Source organism: Methylocystis sp. JR02 (genome assembly GCF_030063565.1).
GTDB classification, from domain to species: domain Bacteria; phylum Pseudomonadota; class Alphaproteobacteria; order Rhizobiales; family Beijerinckiaceae; genus Methylocystis; species Methylocystis iwaonis.
Genome location: NZ_JASIRC010000001.1, coordinates 2,250,097 through 2,276,065 on the forward strand (window position 1 = coordinate 2,250,097; position 25,969 = coordinate 2,276,065).

At 63.9% G+C, this 25,969-nt stretch carries 30 protein-coding genes and 1 other RNA gene; 6 read left to right on the forward strand and 25 right to left on the reverse strand.

Annotation, left to right across the window (positions count from 1 at the left end):
* Positions 1 to 46: 46 nt before the first annotated feature.
* The 7 genes from recR to QNA11_RS10725 form a co-directional block, all read right to left on the reverse strand.
* A complete protein-coding gene (recR, locus tag QNA11_RS10695) occupies positions 47 to 652 on the reverse strand; it encodes a recombination mediator RecR (RefSeq protein ID WP_283483013.1) in 606 nt (201 codons plus the stop codon).
* Positions 653 to 757: 105 nt separating this feature from the next.
* Positions 758 to 1,081 carry a YbaB/EbfC family nucleoid-associated protein gene (locus QNA11_RS10700; RefSeq protein ID WP_281930670.1) on the reverse strand — a complete coding sequence of 108 codons (324 nt, stop codon included), beginning with the start codon at positions 1,079 to 1,081 and terminating at the stop codon, positions 758 to 760.
* A 12-nt stretch (positions 1,082 to 1,093) separates the two neighbouring features.
* Positions 1,094 to 2,899, reverse strand: coding sequence for a DNA polymerase III subunit gamma/tau (locus tag QNA11_RS10705; RefSeq protein WP_283483014.1), 1,806 nt, complete (start codon positions 2,897 to 2,899; stop codon positions 1,094 to 1,096).
* 53 nt (positions 2,900 to 2,952) lie between these two features.
* Positions 2,953 to 3,309, reverse strand: a complete 357-nt coding sequence (locus tag QNA11_RS10710) for a GFA family protein (RefSeq protein WP_283483015.1) — start codon at positions 3,307 to 3,309, stop codon at positions 2,953 to 2,955.
* Between the two features lie 24 nt (positions 3,310 to 3,333).
* Positions 3,334 to 3,430, reverse strand: an RNA gene (gene ffs, locus QNA11_RS10715) — signal recognition particle sRNA small type.
* A gap of 57 nt (positions 3,431 to 3,487) precedes the next feature.
* Complete coding sequence (locus QNA11_RS10720; RefSeq protein WP_283483016.1) at positions 3,488 to 5,062, reverse strand: hybrid sensor histidine kinase/response regulator; 1,575 nt, start codon at positions 5,060 to 5,062, stop codon at positions 3,488 to 3,490.
* A complete protein-coding gene (locus QNA11_RS10725) occupies positions 5,063 to 6,532 on the reverse strand; it encodes an ATPase domain-containing protein (protein WP_283483017.1) in 1,470 nt (489 codons plus the stop codon). It lies immediately after the preceding gene.
* A gap of 177 nt (positions 6,533 to 6,709) precedes the next feature.
* On the opposite strand from QNA11_RS10725, the gene QNA11_RS10730 reads away from it, so the two are divergent.
* A complete protein-coding gene (locus QNA11_RS10730) occupies positions 6,710 to 7,486 on the forward strand; it encodes a bestrophin-like domain (protein ID WP_283483018.1) in 777 nt (258 codons plus the stop codon).
* A gap of 69 nt (positions 7,487 to 7,555) precedes the next feature.
* On the opposite strand, the gene QNA11_RS10735 is transcribed toward QNA11_RS10730, so the two are convergent.
* Positions 7,556 to 7,753, reverse strand: a complete 198-nt coding sequence (locus QNA11_RS10735; RefSeq protein ID WP_283483019.1) for a hypothetical protein — start codon at positions 7,751 to 7,753, stop codon at positions 7,556 to 7,558.
* Positions 7,754 to 7,920: 167 nt separating this feature from the next.
* On the opposite strand from QNA11_RS10735, the gene QNA11_RS10740 reads away from it, so the two are divergent.
* The 3 genes from QNA11_RS10740 to hisG all read left to right on the forward strand — a co-directional run bounded on the left by QNA11_RS10740 (position 7,921) and on the right by hisG (position 11,114).
* Positions 7,921 to 8,838 carry a hemerythrin domain-containing protein gene (locus QNA11_RS10740; RefSeq protein ID WP_283483020.1) on the forward strand — a complete coding sequence of 306 codons (918 nt, stop codon included), beginning with the start codon at positions 7,921 to 7,923 and terminating at the stop codon, positions 8,836 to 8,838.
* A 156-nt stretch (positions 8,839 to 8,994) separates the two neighbouring features.
* A complete protein-coding gene (locus QNA11_RS10745) occupies positions 8,995 to 10,158 on the forward strand; it encodes an ATP phosphoribosyltransferase regulatory subunit (protein ID WP_283483021.1) in 1,164 nt (387 codons plus the stop codon).
* Positions 10,155 to 11,114, forward strand: a complete 960-nt coding sequence (gene hisG, locus QNA11_RS10750) for an ATP phosphoribosyltransferase (RefSeq protein ID WP_283483022.1) — start codon at positions 10,155 to 10,157, stop codon at positions 11,112 to 11,114. Before QNA11_RS10745 ends, hisG begins: the two co-directional genes overlap by 4 nt.
* A 250-nt stretch (positions 11,115 to 11,364) precedes the next feature.
* Here hisG and QNA11_RS10755 read toward each other — a convergent pair whose 3' ends face one another.
* From QNA11_RS10755 to coxB, 12 genes are all read right to left on the reverse strand, one after another.
* Positions 11,365 to 11,784, reverse strand: a complete 420-nt coding sequence (locus tag QNA11_RS10755; protein WP_283483023.1) for a hypothetical protein — start codon at positions 11,782 to 11,784, stop codon at positions 11,365 to 11,367.
* 80 nt (positions 11,785 to 11,864) lie between these two features.
* Positions 11,865 to 12,629, reverse strand: coding sequence for a WecB/TagA/CpsF family glycosyltransferase (locus QNA11_RS10760; RefSeq protein WP_283483024.1), 765 nt, complete (start codon positions 12,627 to 12,629; stop codon positions 11,865 to 11,867).
* A gap of 165 nt (positions 12,630 to 12,794) precedes the next feature.
* Positions 12,795 to 13,391, reverse strand: coding sequence for a GNAT family N-acetyltransferase (locus tag QNA11_RS10765; protein ID WP_202072989.1), 597 nt, complete (start codon positions 13,389 to 13,391; stop codon positions 12,795 to 12,797).
* 5 nt (positions 13,392 to 13,396) lie between these two features.
* Entirely contained in the window at positions 13,397 to 14,803 is a 1,407-nt protein-coding gene (gene thrC / locus QNA11_RS10770; RefSeq protein WP_283484200.1) for a threonine synthase, read from the reverse strand.
* 90 nt (positions 14,804 to 14,893) lie between these two features.
* Positions 14,894 to 15,631, reverse strand: coding sequence for an SURF1 family protein (locus QNA11_RS10775; RefSeq protein ID WP_283483025.1), 738 nt, complete (start codon positions 15,629 to 15,631; stop codon positions 14,894 to 14,896).
* A complete protein-coding gene (locus QNA11_RS10780; RefSeq protein WP_202072991.1) occupies positions 15,628 to 16,005 on the reverse strand; it encodes a DUF983 domain-containing protein in 378 nt (125 codons plus the stop codon). Before QNA11_RS10780 ends, QNA11_RS10775 begins: the two co-directional genes overlap by 4 nt.
* 95 nt (positions 16,006 to 16,100) lie before the next feature.
* Positions 16,101 to 16,991 carry a cytochrome c oxidase subunit 3 gene (locus QNA11_RS10785; protein WP_202072992.1) on the reverse strand — a complete coding sequence of 297 codons (891 nt, stop codon included), beginning with the start codon at positions 16,989 to 16,991 and terminating at the stop codon, positions 16,101 to 16,103.
* Between the two features lie 72 nt (positions 16,992 to 17,063).
* Positions 17,064 to 17,657 (reverse strand): cytochrome c oxidase assembly protein, encoded by a 594-nt coding sequence (locus tag QNA11_RS10790; RefSeq protein WP_283483026.1) that lies wholly within the window; start codon positions 17,655 to 17,657, stop codon positions 17,064 to 17,066.
* Between the two features lies 1 nt (position 17,658).
* Positions 17,659 to 17,835 carry a cytochrome c oxidase system small membrane protein gene (locus QNA11_RS10795; protein WP_202072994.1) on the reverse strand — a complete coding sequence of 59 codons (177 nt, stop codon included), beginning with the start codon at positions 17,833 to 17,835 and terminating at the stop codon, positions 17,659 to 17,661.
* Positions 17,836 to 17,846: 11 nt separating this feature from the next.
* Positions 17,847 to 18,791, reverse strand: coding sequence for a heme o synthase (locus QNA11_RS10800; protein ID WP_283483027.1), 945 nt, complete (start codon positions 18,789 to 18,791; stop codon positions 17,847 to 17,849).
* A gap of 93 nt (positions 18,792 to 18,884) precedes the next feature.
* Positions 18,885 to 20,546 (reverse strand): cytochrome c oxidase subunit I, encoded by a 1,662-nt coding sequence (gene ctaD / locus QNA11_RS10805; RefSeq protein WP_202072996.1) that lies wholly within the window; start codon positions 20,544 to 20,546, stop codon positions 18,885 to 18,887.
* 39 nt (positions 20,547 to 20,585) lie between these two features.
* Positions 20,586 to 21,431, reverse strand: coding sequence for a cytochrome c oxidase subunit II (coxB, locus tag QNA11_RS10810; protein WP_281930649.1), 846 nt, complete (start codon positions 21,429 to 21,431; stop codon positions 20,586 to 20,588).
* Between the two features lie 342 nt (positions 21,432 to 21,773).
* Here coxB and QNA11_RS10815 point away from each other — a divergent pair, with 342 nt between their 5' ends.
* Together QNA11_RS10815 and QNA11_RS10820 are read left to right on the forward strand one after the other, a co-directional pair.
* Complete coding sequence (locus QNA11_RS10815; RefSeq protein ID WP_283483028.1) at positions 21,774 to 22,319, forward strand: invasion associated locus B family protein; 546 nt, start codon at positions 21,774 to 21,776, stop codon at positions 22,317 to 22,319.
* Between the two features lie 15 nt (positions 22,320 to 22,334).
* On the forward strand, positions 22,335 to 22,931 hold the full coding sequence (locus tag QNA11_RS10820; RefSeq protein WP_283483029.1) for a hypothetical protein: 597 nt from the start codon (positions 22,335 to 22,337) through the stop codon (positions 22,929 to 22,931).
* Between the two features lie 51 nt (positions 22,932 to 22,982).
* Here QNA11_RS10820 and QNA11_RS10825 read toward each other — a convergent pair whose 3' ends face one another.
* From QNA11_RS10825 to QNA11_RS10845, 5 genes are all read right to left on the reverse strand, one after another.
* Positions 22,983 to 23,480, reverse strand: a complete 498-nt coding sequence (locus tag QNA11_RS10825) for a F0F1 ATP synthase subunit B family protein (protein WP_202072999.1) — start codon at positions 23,478 to 23,480, stop codon at positions 22,983 to 22,985.
* A 13-nt stretch (positions 23,481 to 23,493) separates the two neighbouring features.
* Positions 23,494 to 24,078, reverse strand: a complete 585-nt coding sequence (locus tag QNA11_RS10830; RefSeq protein WP_283483030.1) for a F0F1 ATP synthase subunit B family protein — start codon at positions 24,076 to 24,078, stop codon at positions 23,494 to 23,496.
* 115 nt (positions 24,079 to 24,193) lie between these two features.
* The gene (locus QNA11_RS10835) at positions 24,194 to 24,418 is read right to left on the reverse strand and encodes a F0F1 ATP synthase subunit C (protein WP_016920243.1); all 225 of its coding nucleotides are present in this window, start codon (positions 24,416 to 24,418) and stop codon (positions 24,194 to 24,196) included.
* Positions 24,419 to 24,464: 46 nt separating this feature from the next.
* Positions 24,465 to 25,232: a F0F1 ATP synthase subunit A gene (locus QNA11_RS10840; protein WP_202073001.1), complete on the reverse strand. Its 768-nt coding sequence runs from the start codon at positions 25,230 to 25,232 to the stop codon at positions 24,465 to 24,467.
* Positions 25,233 to 25,315: 83 nt separating this feature from the next.
* Positions 25,316 to 25,639: an AtpZ/AtpI family protein gene (locus QNA11_RS10845; RefSeq protein WP_202073002.1), complete on the reverse strand. Its 324-nt coding sequence runs from the start codon at positions 25,637 to 25,639 to the stop codon at positions 25,316 to 25,318.
* Between the last annotated feature and the right edge of the window lie 330 nt (positions 25,640 to 25,969).

Here is a 25,969-nt window from a genome sequence, read left to right on the forward strand (position 1 = left end):
CCTTCGGGCTCGCTTTCCAGGCTGCGCGCCTGAAGGCGCGCGGTCCTTAAAATACGGTCCGCCGCTCCAGCGCAGCCGCCAGCGTGCCTTCGTCGAGATAATCAAGCTCGCCGCCGACCGGCACGCCATGGGCGAGGCGCGTTACTTTCACGCCCGTCGGCGCCAAAAGATCGGCGATGTAATGCGCCGTCGTCTGCCCGTCGACGGTGGCGTTGACCGCGAGCACGATCTCGCGAACGTCCCCGGCGCGCGCGCGCTCGATCAGGCTTGCAATCGTCAAATCTTCCGGCCCGACGCCATCGAGCGGCGAGAGCACGCCGCCGAGCACATGATAGCGGGCATTGAGCAGCCCCGCGCGCTCCAACGCCCAGAGATCGGCGACCGTCTCGACCACCACCAAAATCGAGGGGTCGCGTCGCACGTCGCGGCAGATGGTGCACGGATCGCTCGTATCGATATTGCCGCAGACCGAACAAGCGACGATCCTCTCCTGCGCGACGCGCATGGCGTCGGCAAGCGGGCTCAGCAGCTCCTCGCGCTTGCGGATGAGATGCAGCACGGCGCGCCGCGCCGAGCGCGGGCCGAGACCCGGCAGCCGCGCGAGAAGCTGCACGAGCCTCTCTATTTCAGGACCTGCGACGCGTTCAGCCATCGAGCGCTTCCGTCATTGCGAGCGCAGCGAAGCAATCCAGAGCCACAATGGCGCTCCTGGATTGCTTCGTCGCTGACGCTCCTCGCAGTGACGGCCCATCTGAAATTAGAACGGCAGCTTGAAGCCCGGCGGCAGTTGCAGCCCCCCGGTCATCGCCTTCATCTTTTCGGCCATCACCTCATCCGCCTTGGCGCGCGCCTGCATATGGGCGGTGAGGATCAGGTCTTCGAGGATTTCCTTCTCCTGCGGCTTCACGAGGCTCTCATCGATGAAGATCGACTTCATCGCGCCCTTGGCGGAGAGCGTCACCCGCACCAGACCGCCGCCGGCCTCGCCCTCGACTTCGATGTTTTCGAGTTCGAGTTGCGCTTCGGCCATCTTGGCCTGCATCTGCTGCGCCTGTTTCATCAGGCCCATGAAGTCCATCATCGACGCTTCTCCTTAATCTTCCTCGGGCGGCGACATGTCGTCATATTGCACATCCGCCGCCTCCTCCGCGCCACCGCGCGAGGCTTGATCGTCCTTGCTGCGCACGGCAATAATCTGCGCGCCCGGAAAATGCGCCAGCACGCTGGCCACAACCGGATCGGCCTCCAGCCCCGAGCGGCGCTCGCGCTCTTGCGCCTCGCGCTTTTCCTTCAGCGTCGGCGCGCCGCCGGCGGCGACGATCGACACCATCCAGCGCTCATTCGTCCAGAGCTGCAATTTCTGCATGAGCGCAGACGCCAGCTCGCGCGAGCCGCCCGGGGCGAGCTCGAACTCGATACGTCCTTGCTCGAAGCGCACCAACCGCACGTCGGATTCGAGCGAGATCTTCAGCCGAATCTCGCGTTTTTCCTCGGCGAGGGCGACAAGCGCCTCGAAGCTCGCGATGGCCACGCCGGGCGCGGCGGGCGCAGGCTGCGCCAGGGCGGGTCTGGCGGCTGCGGGACCGCGTGCGACAGGCGCACCGACGCTCGTTGCAACGGGCGCGCCGCGCGGGGCGCTCGCGGGAGCGGCGGAGGCAGCCGCAGCGCCCGGCGCGCCATAGCCCAATTGCTTGAGCACGTCGCCCGGCGTCGGCATGTCGGCCGCATAAGCCAGACGCACTAGGACCATATCGGCCGCCTGCAAGGGCCGCTGCGAGCCGCGCAGCTCGTCGACGCCCTTCATCAAAATCTGCCAGGCGCGGGTCAGCGCCGGCACGGAGAGCCGCTCGGCCGCCTCCTGCCCGCGCCGCTTTTCCTCTGGCGTCAGCGCGGCGGATTGCGCCGTCTCCGGGGCGAGCTTCAGGCGCGTCGCAAGATGGGCGAACTCCGCCATTTCCAGAAGCGCCTGCGCGGGATCGGCCCCGCCGTTATACTGGTCTTCGAGCAAAGCGATGGCCTTGGCCACGTCGCCCGCCATCACCGCCTCGAAGAGGTCGATCACCCGCGACTTGTCGGCGACGCCGAGCATCAGCCGCAGATCGTCGGCCTTGATCGCGCCATTGGCGCTATGCGCCGAGCCATAGGCGATCGCCTGATCGAGCAGCGAGAGCGAATCGCGGACGGACCCCTCCGCCGCGCGGGCGATCATGGCGAGCGCGTCGGGCTCGATCACGACGCTCTCCTTCTCACAGATTTTGCGCAAATGCTCGGCGAGAAGCCCGGCGTCGATGCGGCGCAGGTCGAAGCGCTGGCAGCGCGAGCGCACGGTGACCGGCACCTTGTCGATCTCGGTCGTGGCGAAGATGAATTTCACATGTTCCGGCGGCTCTTCCAGCGTCTTCAGCAGGCCGTTGAAGGCGGCCTTGGAGAGCATGTGCACTTCGTCGATGATATAGACCTTGGTGCGCGCCATCACCGGGCGGTAGCGGGCGTTGTCGATGATCTCGCGGACGTCGTCGATGCCGGTGTGGGAGGCGGCGTCCATCTCCAGCACGTCGACGTGGCGGGAGTCGATGATCGCCTGACAATGCACGCCGAGCGCGTCCATATGGATCGTCGGCTGGTTGACCGCCAGGCGGCCGTCCGTGGCGGGCAGCTCGTAATTGAAGGCGCGGGCGAGAATGCGGGCGGTCGTGGTCTTGCCGACGCCGCGCACCCCGGTCAGCAGATAGGCCTGATGGATGCGGCCGAGATCGAAGGCGTTCTCCAACGTGCGCACCATCGGCTCCTGGCCGATGAGGTCGGCGAAGCTCGAGGGCCGATATTTGCGCGCAAGGACGCGATAGGCGGCGGGAGGCGCGCCGGCGCCTTGCGGTTCAGGAAACAGCGCGTCGTCCATGACGAAGTACTAAAGGCTTGCGAACGCCTTTTCTACCGCCCCGCGGCAAAAATCTACCGGCTTCGCCCATCGTAATGCGCCGATTTCAGCGCCCGAGGGTCGACGCCGTCGAGGCAATTGACGTTCACCGCGACCGTCGCCGCGCCGTCCGGCGTCTCGCCATAAGCGAAAGGCTCGATCCCGCAGATTTTGCAGAACTGGTGACCGATCTTCTTCGTGTTGAAGCGATATTCAGTCAGCGCCTCAGCGCCCTTTTGCAGATGGAATTTTTCTGAGGGCGCGAAGCTCAACACGGAGCCGAGCCGCTGGCATCGCGAGCAATTGCAGGTGATGGTGTGGTCGAGGTCGAGCGTCGCATCGAAGACGACGGCCTGACACTGGCAGGAGCCGCGGTAAGACGCCTCGCTCATCAGGAGATCCTCGCGCGGACCAGAGGTAGGAGGCTGGACGAAGACCCGCTCAAGCTCGTTAGGGCTGCTTCCTTCCGGACCTGACCCAGTTGGCGAGTGAAACGTCCAACGCCAACCTCCCGGGCCCTATGTGGCAGAGGTCGCGCGGCGATGCAAGAGGGCTATTTTTACCCGCGCATCAATGACACGCCGCCGTGATTACCTTTCTCAAAGCGTCGGCGCTCACGGGCTTCGTCAGATGCTGGTCGAAACCCGCCGCCATGGCGCGCGCTCGATCTTCGTCTCGCCCCCACCCGCTCAGAGCAATCATGCAGAGGCCCGCCCCTTCGCGCATGGCGCGTATCCGCCGCGCAGCTTCGTAGCCGTCGATCGTTGGCATCCCGATATCGAGAAAGGCGACATCGGGCTTGAATTCGACCACGCAGGAAAGCGCCTCGACACCGTTGAAGACGACCCGAACCTCGGCTCCCAAAGATTCGAGCAACAGGCCCAGACTCTCCGCGACATCGACCTCGTCGTCGACAACCAGCACCCGCCGGTGAAGCCGCATCGGCGCGGCGCCGTCGAAGGTTTCGCAGTTGTCGCTCTGCGTGGCAGCCAAAGGCAGGCTCACGACAAATTCGCTGCCCCGGTCGGCGCCGCCGCTGTAAGCGACGACGCTGCCGCCGTGCATTTCGACAAGGCTCTTCACAAGCGCGAGCCCAATGCCGAGGCCACCCTGCATGCGGCCTGCGGTCCCGTCGGATTGCGAGAAGAGACCGAAGATGTGGGACAGCATTCCCTGGGGAATGCCAATCCCGTCGTCAGCCACGCGGACAATCGCAAGCGCCCCATCGCGCTCGAGCGTGACCTGGATACGGCCGCCGGGCGGCGTGTATTTCGCGGCGTTATTGAGGAGATTTGCGAAGATTTGCGTGAGGCGCACCGGATCGCCGTCGACGACCAGCGGCTCCTCATCCAGCGAGATGCTCAATTTGTGGCGCGCGCTGGCGATCAGAGGCTCGCTGAGCTCGGACGCCCGATGGATTGTTTCGGCAAGAGAGACAGGGCGTCGCTTGAGGGCGATCTTGCCGGTCGTGATGCGGGACGCCTCTAGAAGATCGTCGACGAGCTGGACGAGATGGTCCGTTTGCCGTTCGATCATCGCGAGCAATCGGCTTGCCTTGTCCTTGGACGCCTCGTCGTCGTCCAACCGTCTCAAGACATGAACCGCGCTCCGGATGGGCGCCAGCGGGTTACGCAGCTCATGCGACAGCGTGGCGATGAATTCATCCTTCTTGCGATTGGCGGCCTTCTGCTCATCGAGCGCGTCGCGGATTTGATACTGTAGGCGGCGCGCCTCTATGGCGGAGCGAAGCGCGCTGACCAGCGTGCGCCGCGGGACGGGCCGTTCCAGGAAGCTGACATTGGGTCGTATTTCGAGCGCACGCAGCAACGGGAAATTATGGGAGGAGGCGCCTCTCCCCAGCAGCACGACAATCGGCATGGAAGACCAAGGGGGCTCCGCCCCAAACAGCGAACCCCACTCACCCGGGTGAGCGCGCGGCAGCGCCTCCTCCGAAACCATTACCGCGCCCGCGCCGTCGGCAATCTCCAGGCGGAGTTGCTCCACTCCGGCACAGACGCAACTGGGCAGGCCCGTGCGGCTGAGCGTCTGCTGGGCGAGAACAGCGTCGCGGCCGTGCGGCGTGAGGATCAGAATGCGAAAATCCTTCCCGTCGCCGCCGACTCCGCAGGAGTCGCGCCAAGTCATTCACATCCCCTTCGGGCTGGCCTCACCCGCGAAGACAGGCGTGCCGGTGAGCACGCCGCTAAACCCCTCGAGAGGTTCGCTGACATCTATGCGACCGTGCCCCACCACGAGTTCACGGATTGTGTGCTCGTGCCCCCCGGTCCGCTTTTTGACGACCGACAGAGCCTTATGAAGCGCGCCCTTCATCTCGAAGTAACGCAGCAGGAAGACATTGTCGGCGAGAAAGCTGAGATCGATCGGCGTCGCCGTCTCCGGGCCAAGAATGCCATGCTGGGTGAGGGTCAGCAGGGTCACGACCTGGCGGCGGCTCAAATAGGAGATGAGCTCCCGTATGTGCAGGTACACGCTCGGCTCCTCCATCGCGGACTGAAGGTAGCCGTTCAAAGTGTCGACGACCACCACCTTCGCGCCATTCGCTTCGACGTGGCGGATGAGAAGGCTGGCGACCTGGCCCGCGCTGAGCTCCGCCGGATCGAGATGTATGATGCTGACAAGCCCTGCCTCTTTTGCGGCCTGGACTTTGAGTCCCAGGCCCTCGCTTCGCGCTATATAGGTGGGGACGTTCTCGTCGAAGAGAAGCACGCAACTTTTTTCGCCGCGCGCCGCCGCCGCCATCACGTAAAGCGTCGATATTGTGGACTTGCCGATACCGGCGGGCCCAATGACGAGCGTGCTGGAGCCGCGCGGAACGCCGCCGCCGGTCAGTGCGTCGATCTCCGGAACGGCGCTTTCGAGCGGCTCAAAACTCGGCGTGGCCGCATAGCTCTGTGCGACGAGGCGGGGATAGACCTCAAGTCCCCCGGTCGTGATCGTGAAATCATGCGCGCCACTGAGATACCGGCAACCTCGAAGCTTTCGAACTCTGAGCCGGCGCCGATCGGCGCCATAATGGAAATCGACTTGCTGCAGCTCGATAAGGCCGTCGGAAAGCGTTTGGCTGCGTAGATCCTTTTCGGTCATCGAGGCTTCGTCCAGCATCACTGTCGTGCAGCCGCGCGCGGCCATGAAATCCCGAATGCGCTTGAGCTGGCGCCGATGGAAGGCTGGCGTGGGCGCAACAACCCTCAGGCTGGAAATCGTGTCGAGGACCAACAGCGTCGGTTTTAGTCTTTCGACTTCCGAGAAGAGGGGCTGGAGGGTTTCGTCGATCTCCACCTCTGCTTCTGGAAAGAGGGTGTAATCCGACGTTGGAAGCTCCTCTCCGCCGCTCGCCTCCGACAAGGAGGTCATATGAACGCCTTCCAGGCACCAGCCGTGGGATGCGACGATGCGTTCGAGCTGTTCGGGCGTCTCGGCGTTGGACGCCAGCAGACAGCTCTCGCCCCTCTGGGCGGCGGCAAGCAGAAACTGCAATGCGACGGTCGTCTTCCCGCTGCCGGGAGGCCCTTCGACCAAGATCAGCGCGCCGCGTGGAAGCCCTCCCTGCAAGACCTCGTCGAGGCCCGGAACGCCAGTCGGAAAGCGGGGCATTTCGATCATCGTTTGGGGCATCGCTGCGAAGAACCCTGCTTTCGGGAAACTGAGGACCAATCAAACCACTCCTGCAGCCCGCCAACAAGCGGGCTACGGCCGCCCGTTTTCAGCGGCTTGCCGTTCGGCGCCCGCCATCTTACCCAAGAGGCCAGGTTTTCGGCTCGGGAGGGGATCGTGGAGAACGTGACGTTTATTCACTGGTGGATGTCCCAGACGACCACAGTCATGGCGCTGACGCTGAGCGGGACCATGATCGCGCTGGCGCTCTTCCTCTGCTGGTTGAGCTTCGCCTCCCCTTTGTCGGCGCGTATGCATAATTGGAAAGGCGTCGTTCCGCCCTTCGTCGGCGTGCCGGCGACGCTCTTCGGTCTCCTCATGACCTTTCTCTCGCAGGACGTCTGGGACGCCAACCGCCGCGCCTATAGCGCCCTCGCGTTGGAGCGCGAGGAATTGATGACCCTCATGACCCTGAGTGGCAATGGCGTCGGCGCCGACGATCTGCCGGCAGCCCTCCGCAACTACATCGAGTCCGTGGTCGCCCTCGAATGGAAGGCCATGGAAAACGGCGAGCCCGCCCCCGAGGCGGAAGCGGCGCTCAATGCGCTGACGCGGGTCGTGAGCGCCGCGAAGGTCGAGCCCGCCTTCCAGCGCGCGCTGATCGACACGGTGTTGAAGCTGCGCTTGGCGCGCGAGCAGCGCCTCGCCATCGCCGGCGCCTATCCGGACGACCGCAAATGGGCGGCGGTGATCATCATCGCCTTCATCACGCAAATCGCCCTCGCCGTCGTGCATCTGGAGCGCGCCGGGTCGCAGTTGCTGGCCCAGGCGATTTTCAGCGCGGCGGCCATCGTCGCCCTCTCCCTCGTCGCCTCCGTGGAAGAACCTTTCGCGCCGCCTAAGGGAGTGAGCTCGCAGCCGCTGGAGCAACTGCTGGAGCGCGCGGGAAAATGACGTTGGCCCGGGGCTGCCCCTCAATTCGCAGCGAAGCCGCCCTGCCCGCAAGCCCATATCTTGGCGAGATCAGCTTCCCCGTCTCTGTCCGGCAGAGTCGGAGCGGCTGGCTAATAGCTTTCTCCCGCGGACAATGATGTTTTCGAGATCAAAATCCTTGGTTCTCCCGGCTGCAACGTCAGCCAAGCCTTCATCAATATCGCCTTTGACGGCCACAAGCTCCTGAGACTGCGGCAGGGTGACGGTGAGCCGTTCTTGGTCCGCCATTTCGCTCTCCAATTTTGCCAAGCATACCGGGGCGGCGCGCGCCAAGAAAGCCATCGCGACCACGCCCGGCCCCGCCGCCGCTCAATTGGAACAGCCCAAGCACGCTCCGCGTTACGCGCTTCGAACGGCTGAAAGGGGCGTTTCAGTCAAGCGCGTCGAGGAAACCCATGGCGAAGCAGATGGACGAATGGGACGAAAAAGGTTCCGGGAAGGGAATGCAGGAGAAAACCAGCGGAAACGGCGAAAGGCAGAAAGCCGACGCCATCGAAATGCTGAAGGCGGACCACCGCCGCGTCGAGGGGCTTTTCGACAAATTTGAGCAGGCGAAGCGGCGCGCCGAGAAATCGAAGCTCGCACAGCAGATCTGCCTCGAGCTCACCATCCATGCGGAGCTGGAGGAGGAAATCTTCTACCCGGCCTGCCGCGAGCATGTCGACGACCCGCTGCTCGACGAGGCCCAGGTCGAGCATGACACCGCGAAAATCCTGACTGCCGAGATCGCCATGGGCACGCCGCAGAGCGACCCGTTCTTCGACGCGAAGGTGACGGTGCTCGGGGAATATGTGCGCCGGCATATCCAGGAGGAGGAAAAGAGCCCCGACAGCATCTTCGCCAAAGCGCAGGAGGGCGGCGTCGATACGGCGGCGCTCGGCAAGCGGATGATGGCGCGGCGCGAAGAGCTGATGGAGCAGTTCTCCGAGGAGCTGCTGCTGCCGCAACCCAAGACCCTGCATATTCAGTTGGCGCAGGAGGAGGAAGTCTGGGCCGAGCCGCCCGGCCGGGAGGCGCCGCGCGGCGGTCGCGGACGCGAAAGCTGGGAAGGCCGGCGCGGCGAGGAAGGACGCGGCTGGGAGGAAGAAGAGCGCCCGTCGCCCTGGGGCGGCCGCGAGGAGGAAGGACGCCGGCGGGGAGAGGAGGAGCCTCGCGGGGCCCGCGGCGGCTGGGAGGAGCGCCGGGGCGGGCAGGCGCAGGCGCGCGGCCGCGAAGAAGAGCGCGGCGGCCAATCTTCTCAGCATCGAGGCTGGCACGGCGATCCTAAACGCCACTCCGAGGCCTCGCGCCGCGGCTGGGAGCATCGTCGCTGAGCTGATCCCGTCACATTCGGATCGTAATCGAGCCGCGGTGTCCCCGCGGCTCTTTCTTTGAGCCGGGCCCGGCCATTCACCTTTCGCGCCGAAAGCGGGTGCGCGCAGGCGGGGCAATTGCTAAAGAAAACGCAAAATCGAGAGGAAAATTCCCGCGTGACCGCCGATAAAGCCCCCGACCGCCAAGCCCCGGAGAGAATCGCCGCCGACAGGCTCGCGGCCATTCTTGCGCATTTCGAACGGGCCGGCTTCACGCGCCACGAGCCCCGGCTTCTGCAGCCCGCTGGCGTTTTTCTCGATCGGTCGGGCGAAGATTTTCGCGGTCATCTCTATCTGACGACGGACGCCTCCGGCGCCGAGCTTTGCCTGCGGCCGGAATATACGATCCCCGTGTGCCTCGATTATCTCGCGACACCGCAAGCGGGAGAGGCCGCCGCCTTCGCCTATGGCGGCTCGATCTTCCGCGCGCCTTTGCACGGGGCGTCGGGCGAAGGGGAATTTCTGCAAGCCGGCATAGAGAGCTTCGGCCGCGACGATCGCGAGGCTGCTGACGCCGAAATTCTCGGCGCGGCGCTGGACGCGGCCGCCGCCGGCGGCGCCAAAGGGCTTTCGGTGCGCATCGGCGACGCGGGGCTGGTGTCGGCCTTTCTCGACGGGCTCGACCTGCCGCCGGTGTGGCGCCGACGCGTCGAGTCGGGCCATGCGCGCGCCCAGTCGATCGCCGAGATTTTCACGCCGCCGAATCGCCGCGGCGCCGAGCAGTCGGGCGTGCTCGCCGCACTCGCCAAGGTCGACTCGGCCGACGCCCGCCGGCTGGTGGAAGACCTCCTCGCCATCGCCGGCATCACGCCGGTCGGCGGCCGCAGCGCGGCGGAGATCGCCGAGCGCTTCCTCGATCAGGCGACGCTCACCGAGGGCGCTGGCGTCTCCGCCGAGAAGCGCGCTCTGGCGGAGGCCTTCTTCGCCATAGAGGGCGCGCCGGACATTGCGTCCGCGGCGCTGCGCAAGCTTGCCGAGGACGCGAAGCTGGACCTCACGGCGGCGCTCGATTCCTTCGACACCCGCGCGAGCTTCATCGCCGCTCGCGGCTTGAACCTCGACGACATGGTCTTCTCGGCGAGCTTCGCCCGTCACCTCGATTATTACTCGGGCTTCGTTTTCGAAGCGCGCCGCGCGGGGGAAAGCGCGCCCGTCATCGGCGGCGGCCGCTATGACCGGCTTTTGAAGACGCTCGGCGCCAAGGCCGATATTCCGGCCGTGGGCGCCGCGATCTGGATCGATAGAATAGCCGGCGCCGCGCGCGCGGGAGACGCGGCATGACGCAGAAGCTCATCGTGGCGACGCCCTCGAAGGGCCGCCTGCAGGAAAACGCCAACGCCTTCTTCGCCCGCGCCGGCCTGGAGCTGACGCAGGGACGCGGCGCCCGCGATTATCGCGGCGCCATCGCCGGTCTCGACGGCGCGGAAGTCGCTTACCTCTCGGCCTCCGAGATCACCGGCCGCCTCGCGCGCGGCGACGTGCATTTCGGCATTACCGGCGAAGACCTCGTGCGCGAGGAGATTGCCGATCCCGACAGCAAGGTGGAGCTGCTGGCGCCGCTGGGCTTCGGCCACGCCAATGTCGTCGTCGCGGTTCCGCAGGCCTGGATCGACGTGCGCGCCATGGCCGATCTCGCGGACGTCGCCGATGGCTTTCGCGCGCGCCATGGCCGCGGCCTGCGCGTCGCGACCAAATATCTCAACACCACGCGCCGCTTCTTCGCCCAGCACGGCGTTGGCGACTATCGCATCGTGGAAAGCTCCGGCGCCACCGAAGGCGCCCCGGCCGCCGGCTCGGCCGATCTCATCGTGGACATCACCACCACCGGCGCGACGCTCGCCGCCAATGCGCTCAAGATTCTCGACGACGGCGTGATCCTGCGCTCGCAGGCCAATCTGGTGGCGTCGCTCTCGGCGCCCTGGAGTGAAACGGCGAAGGAGGCCGCGCGCATCATCCTCTCGCGCATCGCGGCGGAAGAGGAAGCGCGGACGACGCGCGAGGTGCGGGCGGCGGTCGCGCTGAGCGAGACGGCTTTGAGCGAGGCGCAGGCCAATTTCGGCGCCACGCTGCGCGAGCGCAATGGCACCACGGCGACCTTCGCCTGTCCGACGAAGCAGGTCGCGGCCCTCGCGGACTGGCTGATCGGCAAGGGCGCCCAGAGCGTGACGAGCGCCAAGCTCGATTATGTCTTCAAAGCCGGCAATGCGCTGTGGGGAAGACTGGCTGGTCGACTGTAGGACGGGCGGTCATACCATTTCCGTTTGAACAGCTCGCATGGGAACTTGTCATTCCCGGCGGGCTGAAAGCCCGACCGGGAATCCAGAGCTATAAGAGCGCTGGTTCTGCTCAGAGCCCGTCATTGCGAGCGAAGCGAAGCAATCCAGGGCGGCGATGCGGTCCTGGATCGCTTCGTCGGCTCCGCCTCCTTGCAATGACGGCGCTGAGTGGACGAGGGAGGGGATAAGATTGTGATAGCCGGACCTACCGCTATCCGTCGGCCAGCTCGATTCCGTTGAACTCGCACCACGCCCGCAGAGCGTTTTCTTCCGCTTTCGCTTCGAACGCATACCATTGATCGAGCGCGCCCTGTCGCTCCAACAGTCCCTTGAAGCGAGCGTAAGCGCCCTTTTTGCCGAAAAACTGTCGGACATCCTCGAAATCATCGGCCAGGAATTCGCGAGCGAAGTCCAATACGAGGGGCTTGCCGAGATCGAACGCTCGCTTGTCCGGTATCTGGAGGAACTTGTCGCTGTCGCCAACGTCGTCTGGCAATTCGTCCAGATCATCAACGAGCTCGGAGTGGAAATAAATTTTGCCGCTCTTCTTACATAAAAATGCTTCGTGTTCACCTGCCCCAACGGACACGAATTCGAAGGCGTCCTGTAAGTCTCTAAAGCTGACGCGCAAAGCTTCCTCTCGTATCCAGCGCACCCACCGTACCGTTGTTTAAGCTCGTGGGCAATTCTCAACTGGCGGGATTGATCAGCCTAATGCGTCTGCGTCAACAGCAAATAAGCCGCGACCGGATTGGTCGTCAGATAGCGCTTGAACAGCCGCCGCGGCTCCAGCTTCAGCCGAAACGCCCATTCGAGGCCGATGAGCTGCATCCATTTCGGCGCGCGCTTCTTGGCGCCGGCGACAAAGTCGAACAGGCCGCCGGAGGTCTTGATCATCTTCACATTTTTCAGCCGATGCGCGTAGTCGCGCACGAATTGCTGTTCGAGCGGCACGCCCATGGCCAGCCAGAGAATATCCGGCGCGAGAGCGTTGATCTCGTCGAGCTTGGCTTCGAGCGCCGCGCCTTTCAGGAACCCATGCGATCTGCCGACGATATTGAGGCGCGGCGCGATGCGCCTGGTCGCTTCATAGGCGGCGCGATTGACCTCCTCGGACGCGCCGAGGAGATAGAAGCTCGCGCCGGTATCCTGCGCCAGGCGCGCGACAAGCGGATAGAGGTCCGTCGTGGCGACGCGCTCCGGCAACGGCTTCTTCTGTGAAAAGAGCTTGGAGGCGACGACAAGCGGCTGGCCGTCGGCGGCGATCGAGTCAGCGCAGTCGATCAGCTTCGCGAAGTCCCGGTCGAAGAACCGGCGCGCCAGCACTTCGCCGTTGACGGAGGTCAAGTAATACGGACCTTCCTTGCGGGCGGGCGCGCGGGCGAGGTCCAACATCAGTTGCGCTGTTGCCTCGAGATTCAGGCAAGCCACCGAACAGCCGCCCACAACCGTCGCACCGATGTTCTGGATACCCACGGAACAATCCTCGTTTCGCGTCTCGACTTTGGAAACCTACGCGAAGTCCGAGGAAAATCAGCAAGTAGCTGGGAACGCCCTGAACTGGATGCTTATGCGATGCTCGAAATTCAATTAACGAACGCTAACGATTTTGGATAAGCCAGTGAAAGCCAAGACTTGGCGTTATACGGGCTTGCCGGGCGGGATCGGGTCCGTCTCCAGAAGCGCGAACAGCAGGTGATCGCGCCACTGGCCGTTGATGTTCAGATAGGACCGGGCATAGCCCTCATGTTTGAAGCCGACGCGCTCCAGGAGCCGCTTGGAGGGCTCATTCGTCGGCAAGCAGGCCGCCTCGATGCGATGCAGGCCCTGTTTCTCGAAAATATAGGCGCAGGAAGCGCGCACGGCGCGCGTCATATAGCCTTTGCCGGCGTAGGGCTCCCCCATCCAATAGCCGAGCGTCGCCGCCTGAGAGACGCCGCGCCGCACATGGCCGAAGGAGAGCCCGCCCAGCAAAACATCGTCCTCCTCGCGGAAAACAAAAAACGAATAGGCCTCGTCGCGCGCCATCTCTTCCGCATGGCGGCGGACCCGATAGCGAAAGCTCGCGCGCGTGAGATCATCGACGGGCCAGATCGGCTCCCAGGGCGTGAGGAAGGTGCGGCTTCTCTCACGCAGCGACGACCACTCCAGATAGTCGCGCATCTCGGAAGGCCGCAGATAGACCCCCTCGCCTCTGATAGGCATGTCGCGACGGCCAAGAACGCCAAAAAGAGCCATGGAGGTCAAGCTCGCGCCGCGCGGGCGCGCTCCGCAATGAAGCTGGCAATGCGCGCTTCGTCATTTTCCAGGACGGTGAAGCGCTCGGGGCCTTCGAGCCGCGCGGCAATCGATTCGGGGAGAAGCGGGCGCTTGCCGATGGCGCGTTCGATCGCATCGGGAAATTTCGCCGGATGAGCGGTCGAGAGCGCGACGACGGGCGTCGCGGGGTCCTGCGCCAGCCGCGCCCGCGCCGCGCGCACGCCGGTCGCCGTGTGCGGGTCGAGTACATAGCCGGCGTCCCGCCAGGTGCGCGCGATCTCATCGGTCGTCTCGGCTTCGCCGACGGACGTCGCGTCGAATTCTGCGCGAATTGCGGCGAGCGCGGCGGCGGGGATGTCGAAAGCGCCGGATTGCTCGAGCGAGGCGAAGGCGGCGCGAATCGCCGCATGGTCGCGCCCGGTGGCGTCGAACAGCAGGCGCTCGAAATTCGACGAGACTTGTATATCCATCGAGGGCGATTGCGTCGGGGTCACGCCGCGCGGCTCATAGCGCCCGGTTGTAATCGCGCGGGCGAGAATGTCGTTGGCGTTGGTGGCGACGATCAGCCGCTCGATCGGCAGGCCCATATGTTTGGCGATATAGCCCGCGAGCACGTCGCCGAAATTTCCCGTCGGAACGGCGAAGGACACGCGCCGATGCGGCGCGCCGATGGAGACGGCGCTGGTGAAATAGTAGACCATTTGGGCGACGACGCGCGCCCAATTGATGGAGTTCACGCCGGCGAGGCTGACGCGTTCACGAAACGGCTGGTTGCGGAAGAGACGCTTGAGAATGTTCTGCGCGTCGTCGAACGTGCCTTCCAGCGCGATCGTGTGGATATTTTCATCCGCGACGCAGGTCATCTGCTTGCGCTGCACGTCCGAGACCCGGCCGTGCGGATAGAGGATGAAAACATCGACGCGCGGCAGGCCGCGAAAAGCTTCAATCGCCGCAGCGCCCGTATCGCCCGAGGTGGCGCCGACGATTGTGGCGCGCAGATTCCGCTTCTCCAGCACGTCATTCATCATGCGGCCGAGAAGCTGCATGGCCAGATCCTTGAACGCGAGGGTCGGGCCGTGGAAAAGCTCCAGCACGAAGAGATTGTCGGCAATCTGGGTCAGCGGCGCGATGGCGCGATGCCGGAAGGTGGCGTAGGCCGCCTTCGTCTGTTCGCGGAGCGCCTCGCGCGCTGCTTCGTCCGTCTGGAACGGCGCGATCAGTTGAGCGGCAGTGTCGGCGTAGGATTGTCCCGCAAGCGCCGCAATGTCCTTGGGCGCGACATGCGGATAGGCCAATGGCGTGTAGAGGCCGCCGTCCGTTGCGAGGCCGGCGAGCAAAACGTCGTCGAAAGCAAGCTGCGCGGCTTCACCGCGCGTCGAAAGGTAGCGCAATTTCAGATCCATTCCGCAGGCGACGCGAAGCGTCACGCATCAACGCCTTTTCATACCATATCCAGGCTGGCCGCAAGGCTCGTCGCCTCTTTAAGCGGCGCCGCGCAGCCGCCCGCGCGCATATAGGACGAAAATGACGAGGAGCGCAGCAGCGAGTGAGAACCAGGTAAAGGCGTAGGAGAGGTGATTATTCACGAATTCTGGCGCGGCGGCGACGAGGCGCGGGAAGCCGTTCGGGCCGGCGCTCTGCGGGCCGATCAAAGCCAGCGTGAAGGGAGCCGCGCCGCTGACGCCGAGCGCGGCGGCGATCGCCGCCGGGTCGCGCGTATACCAGATGAATCGGTTGGGGGCGTCAGCCGGGGTGAAGGGATTTCGCGTTTGCGGCGCCCGCAGGAGACCTGCGATCTCCGTCTCGCCTGTGGGCGGCGCGCGCCCTTCGGCGTCTTCGATCTTGGAGGCGGGGGTAAATCCGCGCTCGATAAGAACCACGCCGCCCGCCGAGAGCGCGAAGGGCGTCACGACCATATAGCCGGGCTCGAGCCCATAGCCCTCGGGCGGCTTCATGAAAATCAACGCGTCGCGGCCGGGAAGGTAATGTCCGCGCGCAAGCGCATGAGTGAATTCATAATCGGCGGGCGATAATGTCGCCCAGGCCCCCTGCGGCGGAAGCGCCTTGGGGGCGAGATGCGCACGCGTCTCCACACGCGCGATCAGCGCCTCTTTTTCCCCGAGGCGCCTGACCTGCCAGAAGCCGAGACTGGCGAGCAGCGCGCAGGCCAGCGCTGTTGCGACTGCGGGCCAGAGCAGCGCCCGCGCGCCCGCTGTCATGATTCGCGCTGGCCCTCTTCGGCCTTGTTGAAATATTGGAGCGCGATCAACAGGCCCTTTGCCGGCCGCAGCAGGCCGATACAAACAATAGCCGAGAACGGCAGGAAGATCAGCGCATGCACCCAATAGGGCGGCTGATAAACGACTTCGATGTACCAAGCGAGGCCGACGATGAGAAAGCCTGCGATCATCATCACGAAAATGGCCGGGCCGTCGCCGGTGTCGGCGAAAGAGAAATCGAGCCCGCAGACCTCGCATTTCGGCGCGACCTGCAGCAGGCCTTTGATCATATGGCCCTTGCTGCAACGGGGGCACCTGCCGAGCAGACCGTCGATATAGACTCGCGCCGGCGGGTAAATCTGCTCTTCAGCCATTTTCATCTCGCTTCCATAAGAAAACGGCCACGGCGGCGCCGTGACCGTCAATTTCAGCAATGAGGCGCGCGCGCGCGTGGGCACGCGCCGCGCGATTACTCCATCGCGCCGCCCCAGTTCCCCCACACATATATGCAGCAGAACAGGAACAACCAGACCACGTCGACGAAGTGCCAATACCAGGCGGCGAACTCGAACCCGAGGTGCTGACCCGACGTGAAATGCCCCTTGAAAGCGCGCGCCAGGCAGACAGTCAGGAAGATCGTGCCGACGATGACGTGGAAACCATGGAAGCCGGTCGCCATGAAGAAGGTCGAGCCGTAATTGGTCGCCGCCGGATGCGCCGGATCGAAGGAGAAGGCGAAGGGCGCGTGCGCATATTCGTAGCCCTGGATCAGGCTGAAGAGCAGGCCCAGGCCGATCGTCGCCATCAAGCCCTTCTTGAGCTGATCGCGGTTGTCGTGCAGCAGGCCGTGATGCGCCCAGGTCAGCGTCACGCCGGAGGTCAGCAGGATGACCGTGTTGAGCAGCGGCAGCTTCCAGGGGCTCAGCACTTCGACGCCTTGCGGCGGCCACACGCCATGGAACAACTCGGTGCGCGTCACCTGCCAGATGTCGCCGGGGAAGATGCTGGAATTGAAGAAGGCCCAGAACCAAGCGACGAAGAACATCACCTCGGAGAGGATGAACAGGATCATCCCGTAGCGGTGATGAAGCTGGACGACCGGCGTGTGATGGCCTTCGACCTGCGCTTCGCGAACAACGTCGCTCCACCAGGCGTACATGACAGCGAGAATCAGCGCGAAGCCGATGAAGAAGAGCACGCCGCCCCAAGTCTGGCCGTAGATCGGCGCGCCCTTGTGCTGCGCCATCCACATGATGGCGCCGATGGCCGTGAAGAGCGCTGAAAACGCGCCGGCGATCGGCCACGGACTCGGATCGACAAGATGATAGTCATGCTGCGGTTTGGCGTGTCCGTCGGCCATTTCTTCTTTTCCTCGTCATTCGCCGGTCGCCCGGCGTGTTCCAGGTTGAAATCCCCCCGGCGCCGCCGGCGGTCAGGACTTGGGCTTCTGCCCGGCTTCGGCGCTGGTTTTGGGTGTCGCCGGCGCTTTGGTCGGGAAGAAGGAATAGGAAAGCGTGATCTCCTCGACGCGGCGCATCGTCTCTTCCTTCTCGAGCGCGGGGTCGAGATAGAAGACGACGGGCCACTCGGCGGTCTCGCCGGGGCCGAGCCTTTGTTCGTCGAAGCAGAAACAGGCGACCTTCACGAAGAATGCGCCGGCCTGATCGGGACTGACGTTATAGGCCGCCTGTCCACGCGTCTCCTTATCGGAAAGATTCGTGGCCTTGTAATAGACGGTCGTCGTCTCGCCGGTGCGCAGCGAAATTTTCGGGACCTCGGGCTCGAAACGCCACGGGAGCTCGCGGGATACATTGGCGTCGAAGCGGACGGCCAGCGAGCGGCTGCCCTGCTCCGTCGAATTCGCTTTGGCGACCTGCGGCGTGCCGCCGAATCCGGTCGCGGCGCAGAAGGCGCGATAGAGCGGGACGGAAGCGAACGACAGCCCAAGCATGCCCAAAGAGCCGACGACAAGCGCCGCGGCGATCGCGCCGGGTCTTTTGGGCGTCTTGCGGGCGGGCTCGAACATGTCAGATATGCCGATTGGCGACGGCGCCGCCGAGCTTGACGAGGGTCAGCGCATAGAACAGCACCGCCAGCAAGGCGACAGTCACGGCGATGGCGATATTGCGGGCGCGACGGCTACGCGCCTGCTCCGGGGTGAGGACGACGCCCTCTTCGATATTCGGGTTGTGCTCGACGTTCATCTCGTCTCCCTTCAGATAATGCCGGCGATCGTCAGCAGGCGCTCGCCGACGATGATCAGGAACAGCAGGAAGAGATAGGAGATCGAGAAAAAGAACAGCTTCATCGCGGCCCGGCGGGCAATGTCGCCCTCGCGCCTGCGATAGACCTGAACAGCGAGCCAAGCGAGATAGAGGCCCGCTGCAATCGCAACGGCGCCATAGACAGCGCCGGCGAAGCCCAGCGCCCAGGGGACGGCGCCCAGGGGCGCCAGCACGAGCGAATAGACGAGGATATCGAGACGCGTGCGATCGGCGCCCAGCGCGTTCGGCATCATCGGCACGCCGGCGCGGCTGTAATCGTCATGCTTCACCAGCGCCAACGCCCAGAAGTGAGGGGGCGTCCAGACGAAGATGACCGCGAAGAGGACGATGCTGGCGAGGCTGATGTCGCCGGTTGCGGCGGCGTAGCCGACGATGGGCGGCAGGGCGCCCGCAGCGCCGCCGATCACGATGTTCTGCGGCGTCGAACGCTTCAGCCACATCGTATAGATGACGACGTAGAAAAAGATTGTGAAGGCCAGAAGCGAGGCGGCAAGCCAGTTGGTCGCAAACCCCAGCGTGAACACCGACAGCATCGACAGCACGAGGCCGAAGGCCAGCGCCGATTCGGGCTCCATGCGGCCCGCGGGAATCGGACGGCGCGCCGTGCGCGTCATGATCGCGTCGATGTCGGCGTCGTACCACATATTGAGCGCCCCGGAGGCTCCGGCCCCCACGGCGATGGAGAGAAGCGCCGCGAAAGCGACGAGCGGATGCGGCGGAACCGGCGCGATGAGAATGCCGGCGAGCGCAGTCAGCACAACGAGCGACATGACGCGCGGCTTCAGGAGCTGGAAATAATCCGAAGGCGCGGCGACCGGAAGTTGCGGAACGCTGCGCGCCGCTTCGGCGCCGTCGAGATAAGAAGCGTCGCTCATCGCTTGGTTCGCTCTTGATCGGATAAAACGCGAGCTAGGTCGTCTCTTGGGATAACTGGCGCGGCCGAAGAGCCGCGCCAGTCTAGTGGTGGATTACTGGTGGCCCGGGCCGGAGATGCGCGGCAGGACCTCGAACTGATGGAACGGCGGCGGCGACGGCAGCGTCCACTCCAGCGTCGTGGCGCCCACGCCCCACGGATTGGCGCCCGCTTCACGCTTCTTCGCAAAGGCCTCGTAGACCGCATAGAAGAAGATCAGCATGCTCAGACCGCCGATGAACGCGCCCACCGAGGAGATGTAGTTCCAGAGCGCGAAAGCGTCCGGATAGTCGATGTAGCGGCGCGGCATGCCGGCGAGGCCGAGGAAATGCTGCGGGAAGAAGGTCATGTTGATGCCGATGAAGAGCACGATGAAGTGCGCCTTCGAGAGCGTCTCATTGTAGAGATAGCCCGTCATCTTCGGGAACCAGTAATAGAAGCCCGCGAAGACGGCGAACACCGCGCCCAGCGACATGGTGTAGTGGAAGTGCGCCACCACGAAATAGGTCTCGTGGAGCTGGCGGTCGGCCGAGGCGTTCGCGAGAACGACGCCGGTGACGCCGCCCATGGTGAACACGAAGATGAAGCCGATCGCCCAGATCATCGGCGCGCGGAAGCTGATCGAACCGCCCCACATCGTCGCGATCCAGGAGAAGATCTTGATGCCGGTCGGCACCGCGATCACCATCGTGGCGAAGACGAAGTAACGCTGGGCGTTCAGCGACAGGCCGACCGTATACATGTGGTGCGCCCACACGATGCAGCCGAGGAAGCCGATGGCGACCATGGCGTAGGCCATGCCGAGATAACCGAAGACCGGCTTCTTGGAGAAGGTCGACACGATGTGGCTGATGAGGCCGAAGGCCGGCAGGATCAGCACATAGACTTCCGGATGGCCGAAGAACCAGAACAGATGCTGGAACAGCAGCGGATCGCCGCCGCCGGCCGGATCATAGAACATGGTGCCGAAGTTGCGGTCCGTCAGCAGCATGGTGATCGCGCCCGCGAGAACCGGGAGCGTGAGCACCAGCAGGAAGGCGGTGACCAGCATGGCCCAGGCGAACAGCGGCATCTTGTGCAGCGTCATGCCCGGCGCGCGCATGTTGAAGATCGTGGTGATGAAGTTGATCGAGCCCAGGATCGACGACGCGCCCGCAAGATGCAGCGACAGGATGACGAAATCCATCGCCGGACCGGGATGGCCGGTGTTCGACGAGAGCGGCGGATAGAACACCCAGCCGCCGCCGAAGCCGAGCATGCCCGGCGCGCCTTCGACGAACATCGAGAGCACCAGAAGGATCAGCGAAACGGCGAGGAACCAGAAGGAGATGTTGTTGAGGCGCGGAAACGCCATATCCGGAGCGCCGATCATGATCGGCACGAACCAGTTGGCGTAGCCGCCCATCAGCGCGGGCATGACCATGAAGAAGATCATGAGCACGCCATGCGCGGTGATGAACACATTGTAGAGGTTCTTCGCCGGATCGAGGCCCATCGACGGATCGGCGCCATTGATCAGCTTGGCGAGGCCCGGGAACACATTGATGCCCGGATACATCAGCTCGGCGCGAATGCCCATCGACATGAGCAGACCCACGAGCCCGCCGATGACGGCGAGGATCAGATAGAGGGTGCCAATGTCTTTGTGGTTGGTGGAGAAGAGAAAGCGGCGCAGGCCTCTCGGATGGTCATGCGCTCCGGCAGTCGAACTCGCCATCGTTTGTTCCTCGATGTCTTATGTTGTCTTGCGTCTGATTCAGCGAGCCTGCTCGCTCGAGGCGATGCGGGTGCGCGACTCGGCCGCCGCGAATTTCTTCTTGGCCTCGACCAGCCACTCGTCGTACTTCTCGCGGCTGACGACGCGGATCGCCATCGGCATGAAGGCGTGGTCCTTGCCGCAAATCTTCGAGCACTGGCCGTAATAGACGCCTTCCTTCTCGGCCCGGAACCAGGTCTCGTTGAGACGGCCCGGCACCGCGTCCATGCGAACGCCGAACGCCGGAATAACGAAGGAATGAATGACGTCCGCCGCGGTGATCTGCAGCTTCACGACCTCATTGACAGGAACATAGGCTTCATTGTCCACGGCGAGGAGGCGCGGCTCGCCTTCCTTCAGCTCGTTCTCCGGCTTCATGAGCTGGTCGAAACCGAAGCCGCCGCCCTGATCCTCAGGATATTTGTAGGACCAGTACCACTGATTGCCAGTCACCTTTATGGTGATCTTCGACTCGGGGATTTCGACCTGATGCGCGAGAATGCGGAAGGACGGAATGGCGATGAAGACCAGAATGAGGATCGGCAGCAGCGTCCAGGCGATCTCGAGGCCCGTGTGATGGGTCAGCTTCGACGGCACCGGGTTCGCCTGCTCGTTGTAGCGCCAGGAGACGTAAAGCAGCAGACCGAGCACCGCGAGGGCGATGAAGGTGATGACCGGCAGAAGGATGCCGTTATAGAAAAACTGCGTCTCGTGACCGACGTCGGTAACCGTCGCCGGGAGGCCGATGCCGCCCGGCGTGGGCTGCCCCTCGACTTGAGCATAGGCGAAGCCTGCAAAGAGGACGACCGGAAGCGCAACTAGCGCAGCGAGCGCTCCCCCAGACATGAATTTTCGATTGCCCTTGGACATGCAGGTCGCCTTTCGCACCTTATTCGTCAGCCAGATTCGATGTTTTTCATGCAATTTTCGGACGCGCTTCCGCCGCCAAAAGCTCTCGCCCGACCCGGCCCGGTTCAACCACAAACGGCAGCCTCGCGCAATTACTGCGACGCCACATTTTAAATGACAAAACGTCGCGCTAACCGCAAAAGCCGCGAGGATTTCGCGTCTGCTTGACAGGACGGGACCATTTGCTAGGCAACGGCGGCTCTCATCGCGGTTCGCCGCTATGCGGCCGAGATTGGATCCCAGGATCGGCGAAGAAGAGCAATTGCTGCTGGAGCCACCATGAATCCTTTTCGCGCCGCGTCATACATGGCCCCATACCTGACGCCATTGCGACAATCAGTCGCAGGTCTTGCCGGAATTCTCCTGACAATCGGCTGTGTCGACGCGGCGCAAGCGCAAGGCGTCGTGAAATCCAAATTCGGCGATTGGGAGATTCGGTGCGAGACGCCCGTGGGCGCCGCCTCCGAGCAGTGCGCCTTGATCCAGAGCGTCGTCGCCGAGGACAAAAGCAACGTCAATCTGGTCGTCATCGTCCTGAAAACCAGTGACGGAAAGAGTCGTTTGCTCAGAGTGATCGCGCCGCTCGGGGTTCTGCTGCCGAATGGCCTCGGTCTCAAAATCGACGAAACCGACATCGGTCGCGCCGGATTTGTCAAATGTCTGCCAACGGGTTGCGTCGCAGAAGTCGTCATGGACGACAAGCTGATCGATCAGCTCAAAAATGGTAAGACCGCGACCTTCATCATCCATCAGGTTCCAGAAGAGGGAATCGGGCTTCCGCTGACGCTCCAGGGCTTCAAAGAAGGCTTCGCAAAGCTTCCATAAGGATGGGCGCGTTATATGAAAGCTGGCTTTACTGGTTTAGGAGCGCTGGCCGTCGCCGCGGGGCTCTCCACATTTGGCGCGGCGGCATTCGATCTTCCCAAGGTTGGCGTCCCCGAGTGGTTCGGGGGCGGCGCGAATGGCGAGTCCCTCGCCCCGGGGGCCACGGCCGATTGTCCTGTCATCGTCAATGAGGATGGATCGCAGATGATTCGTTCGCCTGCCGGCGCCGATTCGGCGGCCGTGCATCATCAGCTATCAATCAAATCGACCGCGCGGGAATGCATCATCGAAGGCGATCATCTGACGATCAGAGTTGGGGTCGAGGGCGACGCTATGCTGGGCCCTGTCGGCGCCGCTGGTTCTTATGGCGGCGTGGTCCGTGTAGCGCTGCGTCGAACCAAGGACGATTCGATCGTGTCGTCGAAGACCTACCGAGTGAGCGCGACCGTTCCATCGGGCGCAGCGCGCGCGGATTTTCGATTTCTTGCCGATCCGCTCATCGCGCCGACGCTCGCGAAGGCGCAGGAGGAGTACGAAATCCTCGTCGGCTTCACAGACGGCGCCGCCGCCGGCGAGGCCCCGGTCCATAAAAAGAAGAAGGGCCGGCGCTAAAAAGCCGCCGGCCCCTTCAAAACACTTTTTCTTCTCTTGTAGAGCGCTCGATCAGTTCGAGACGTAGCGCGCCGGCTCGGCGAGCGACTTCACGTCATTGATGCCCGCCATGACGAAGTCCTTGCCAGCGGCGCCGCTGGCGAGAACGCGCTCTGCGACCTTCACCGCGGCGTCAGCGGCGGCGGCGCGCACTTCGGCGGCGGCCTGCGCTTCCGCCTGAGCGATCTTCTGCTCGACCTGCTTCACGCTGCGCGCCGTGAATTCCTCGATGCGGCGCTTGCCTTCGGCGGCGATCAGCTCGGCTTCTTCCTTCGCCGCCGCGACGATCGCCTTGGCTTCGGCCTCGGCTTCCTCACGCTTCTTTTCGAAGGACGCCAGCAGCGTCTCGGCCTCCGAGCGCAGACGCTCGGCCTCGGCGAGCTCGGCCTTGATGCGGTTGATGCGCGCGTCGATCAGCGCGGCGAATTTCGAATGAGCGCCAACCCAGAGCAGCACGAGCACGAAGATCGTGAAGCCGACGGCGACGTAGAATTCCGCGTCGAAATGCATGGAACGCGTCTCCTCAGTTCACGGATTTGTATTCGGCGGCAAGGCGGGCGCGATCCGCCGGCGCGCCGGTCAGCTTCTCGACGATCGAAGCGGCGGCGTCGAGCGCGATGGCTTCGACATTGGCGAGCGCGGCGGATTTGGCGGCGGCGATACGCTCCTCGGCGGCGCGAATCTTTTCGCCGGCGTCCGATTCGGCGCGCGTGCGCTGCGCAGCCGTCTCATTGGCGATCTTCTGCTGGGCTTCGCGGCCGATGGCCTGGGCCTCTTCGCGACGCAGGCGCAGATTTTCGTCATTGGCGGCGGCGGCGGCCTGCGCCTTGGCCTGCATCTCGCGCGAGGCGTCGAGATCGGAGACGATCTTCTGTTCGCGATTCTCGATAATGCCGCCGACGCGCGGCAGCGCGATGCGCGACATGAGAATGTAGAGGAAGCCGAAGATCAGGACGAGCCAAACTAGCTGCGGCGCGAAATTCTCGGTCTGGAAGGGCGGAAAGCCGCCTTCGTGATGGGCTTCGCCGCCCGTCGCGCCCACCGACTCATGCGTCGCGTGGGTTTCCTGCTCGGCCTCGGCGGCGTGGGCGGAAGAGATGATCGCCATGGACATGATCCAAAGTCTTCGACGCGGCGCGCGCTTTGGACGCGGTGCGCCTCTACGGGGCGTAAGACGCGAGGCGCGCAATGAGAGCGCGCCTCGCAAAGAGATCAGGAAAGCCTTAGGCCTTCAGATACAGCAGCAGCGCGATAACGAAGGCGAAGATGCCCAGGCCTTCTGCGAGCGCCGCGCCGATGATGGCGTTGGTGAACTGGGAAGCTGCCGCCGACGGATTGCGCAGAGCGCCGTTGACGAAATTGCCGAAGATGATGCCGACGCCGATCGCCGCAGCGCCGGTGCCGATCGCGGCGAGACCCGCGCCAACCAGTTGCATTTCGGTAGCCATAATACTCTCCTGTTTCTATGGACCAGCGTTTATTGTTGGATGTTTATCAGTGGCCCGGATGGATCGCGTCGTTGAGATAGACGCAAGTGAGGACGCTGAAGACGAAGGCCTGCAGACAGGCGACAAGCAGCTCCAGCGCATAGAGCGCGACGATGGCGAGCAGCGGCACCGGCGCGAGCGCCTGATAGACGCCGCCGGCCGCAAGCAGCAGCACGACGAAGCCGCCGAACACTGCGAGCGTCACGTGGCCCGCGAGGATGTTGGCGAAAAGACGAATGGAGAGCGACACCGGGCGCGACAGGAAGGAGATCACCTCGATCGGCACGAGGATGACCAGAACCGGCAGCGGCACGCCATGCGGCACGAAGAGGTTCAGGAAGCCGAAGCCGTGGCGATAGAAGCCGTAGGCGGTCACCAGCGAAATGACCAGCAGCGCGAAGGCGCCCGTCACGACGATCTGGCTCGTCACCGAATAGGTGTAGGGGATGAGCCCGATCAAATTGGAGATGAGGATGAAGGAAAAGAGCGAGAAGACGAAGGGGAAGAACTTCATCCCCTCCTTGCCCGCCGTCGAGCGCACCGTGTTGGCGACGAACTCGTAGAGCATTTCCGCCAGCGCCTGGAAGCGGCCCGGCACGATCGCCTTGCGCGATGTGGCGAGGAGCATCAGGAACACCACGCCGAGCGCGGCGAGCAGCATGTAGAGCGAGGCGTTGGTGAAGGAGGTTTCGACGCCCGCCATCTGATGCGGGAAGTAGCGGTGCAGTTCGAATTGTTCGATCGGATTCGGCGCGGCCGCTGCTTCTGTGCTCATCGTCTCTGCCCGGGCGTCTCCGCCCGGCCCTCGATTGATCGCGCGACAACCGCGCCCTAGGTCTCGTCCCGATCGCGACGGCGTTAAGCCTGCGGCTTCGCCACGCGATAAATATTCCAAAAGCCAGCCGCTATGCCGAGACCGAGCAAGACGATCATCAGCCAGGGCTTGGTCCCGAGCCATTCGTCGACTTTCCAGCCGACCAGCCCGCCAACCAGCACTGCGCCCACGAATTCGGAAAACGCATTGAGCCCGACGCTCAACGCCCGTGACAGGCCCCTTCTCTCGGGCGGCGGCGCCTCTTTGGCGAGCTGCTCTTCCTCGCGCTGACGCAGCGCCGCGTTGAGCTTCTCGAGCCGCGCGTTGAGCGCGTCCATTTCGGCGTCCCGCTTGTCGTCTTCGTTCATCGGCTCTCTCCGTCGCGCCGGATTGGCGCGCAAAATTGAACCATGGCCGAGGGCGGCTTGTTCGGGGGAATTATCCGGTTCCGGGAGCGGCTTGATCGAAAAAGCCCGGCCTTTCGGCCGTCCCCTTTCGAGCCGCGCGCAACATATTGACGGGCCACGGTGAAGTCAAGGCGGCGGGGATTTACGCAAGTAGATTGAATCGAAAAGGAAAACGCCAGAATAAGACAATTCGCCCCGGCTGAAAGTTTGTGCATTTGCGAAGGGAAAAAGGGGGCCTGAGAGTTGGAGGCGCTCTCGGAGCACTCGCAGCCAACGTCGGCGGCAGGCCAG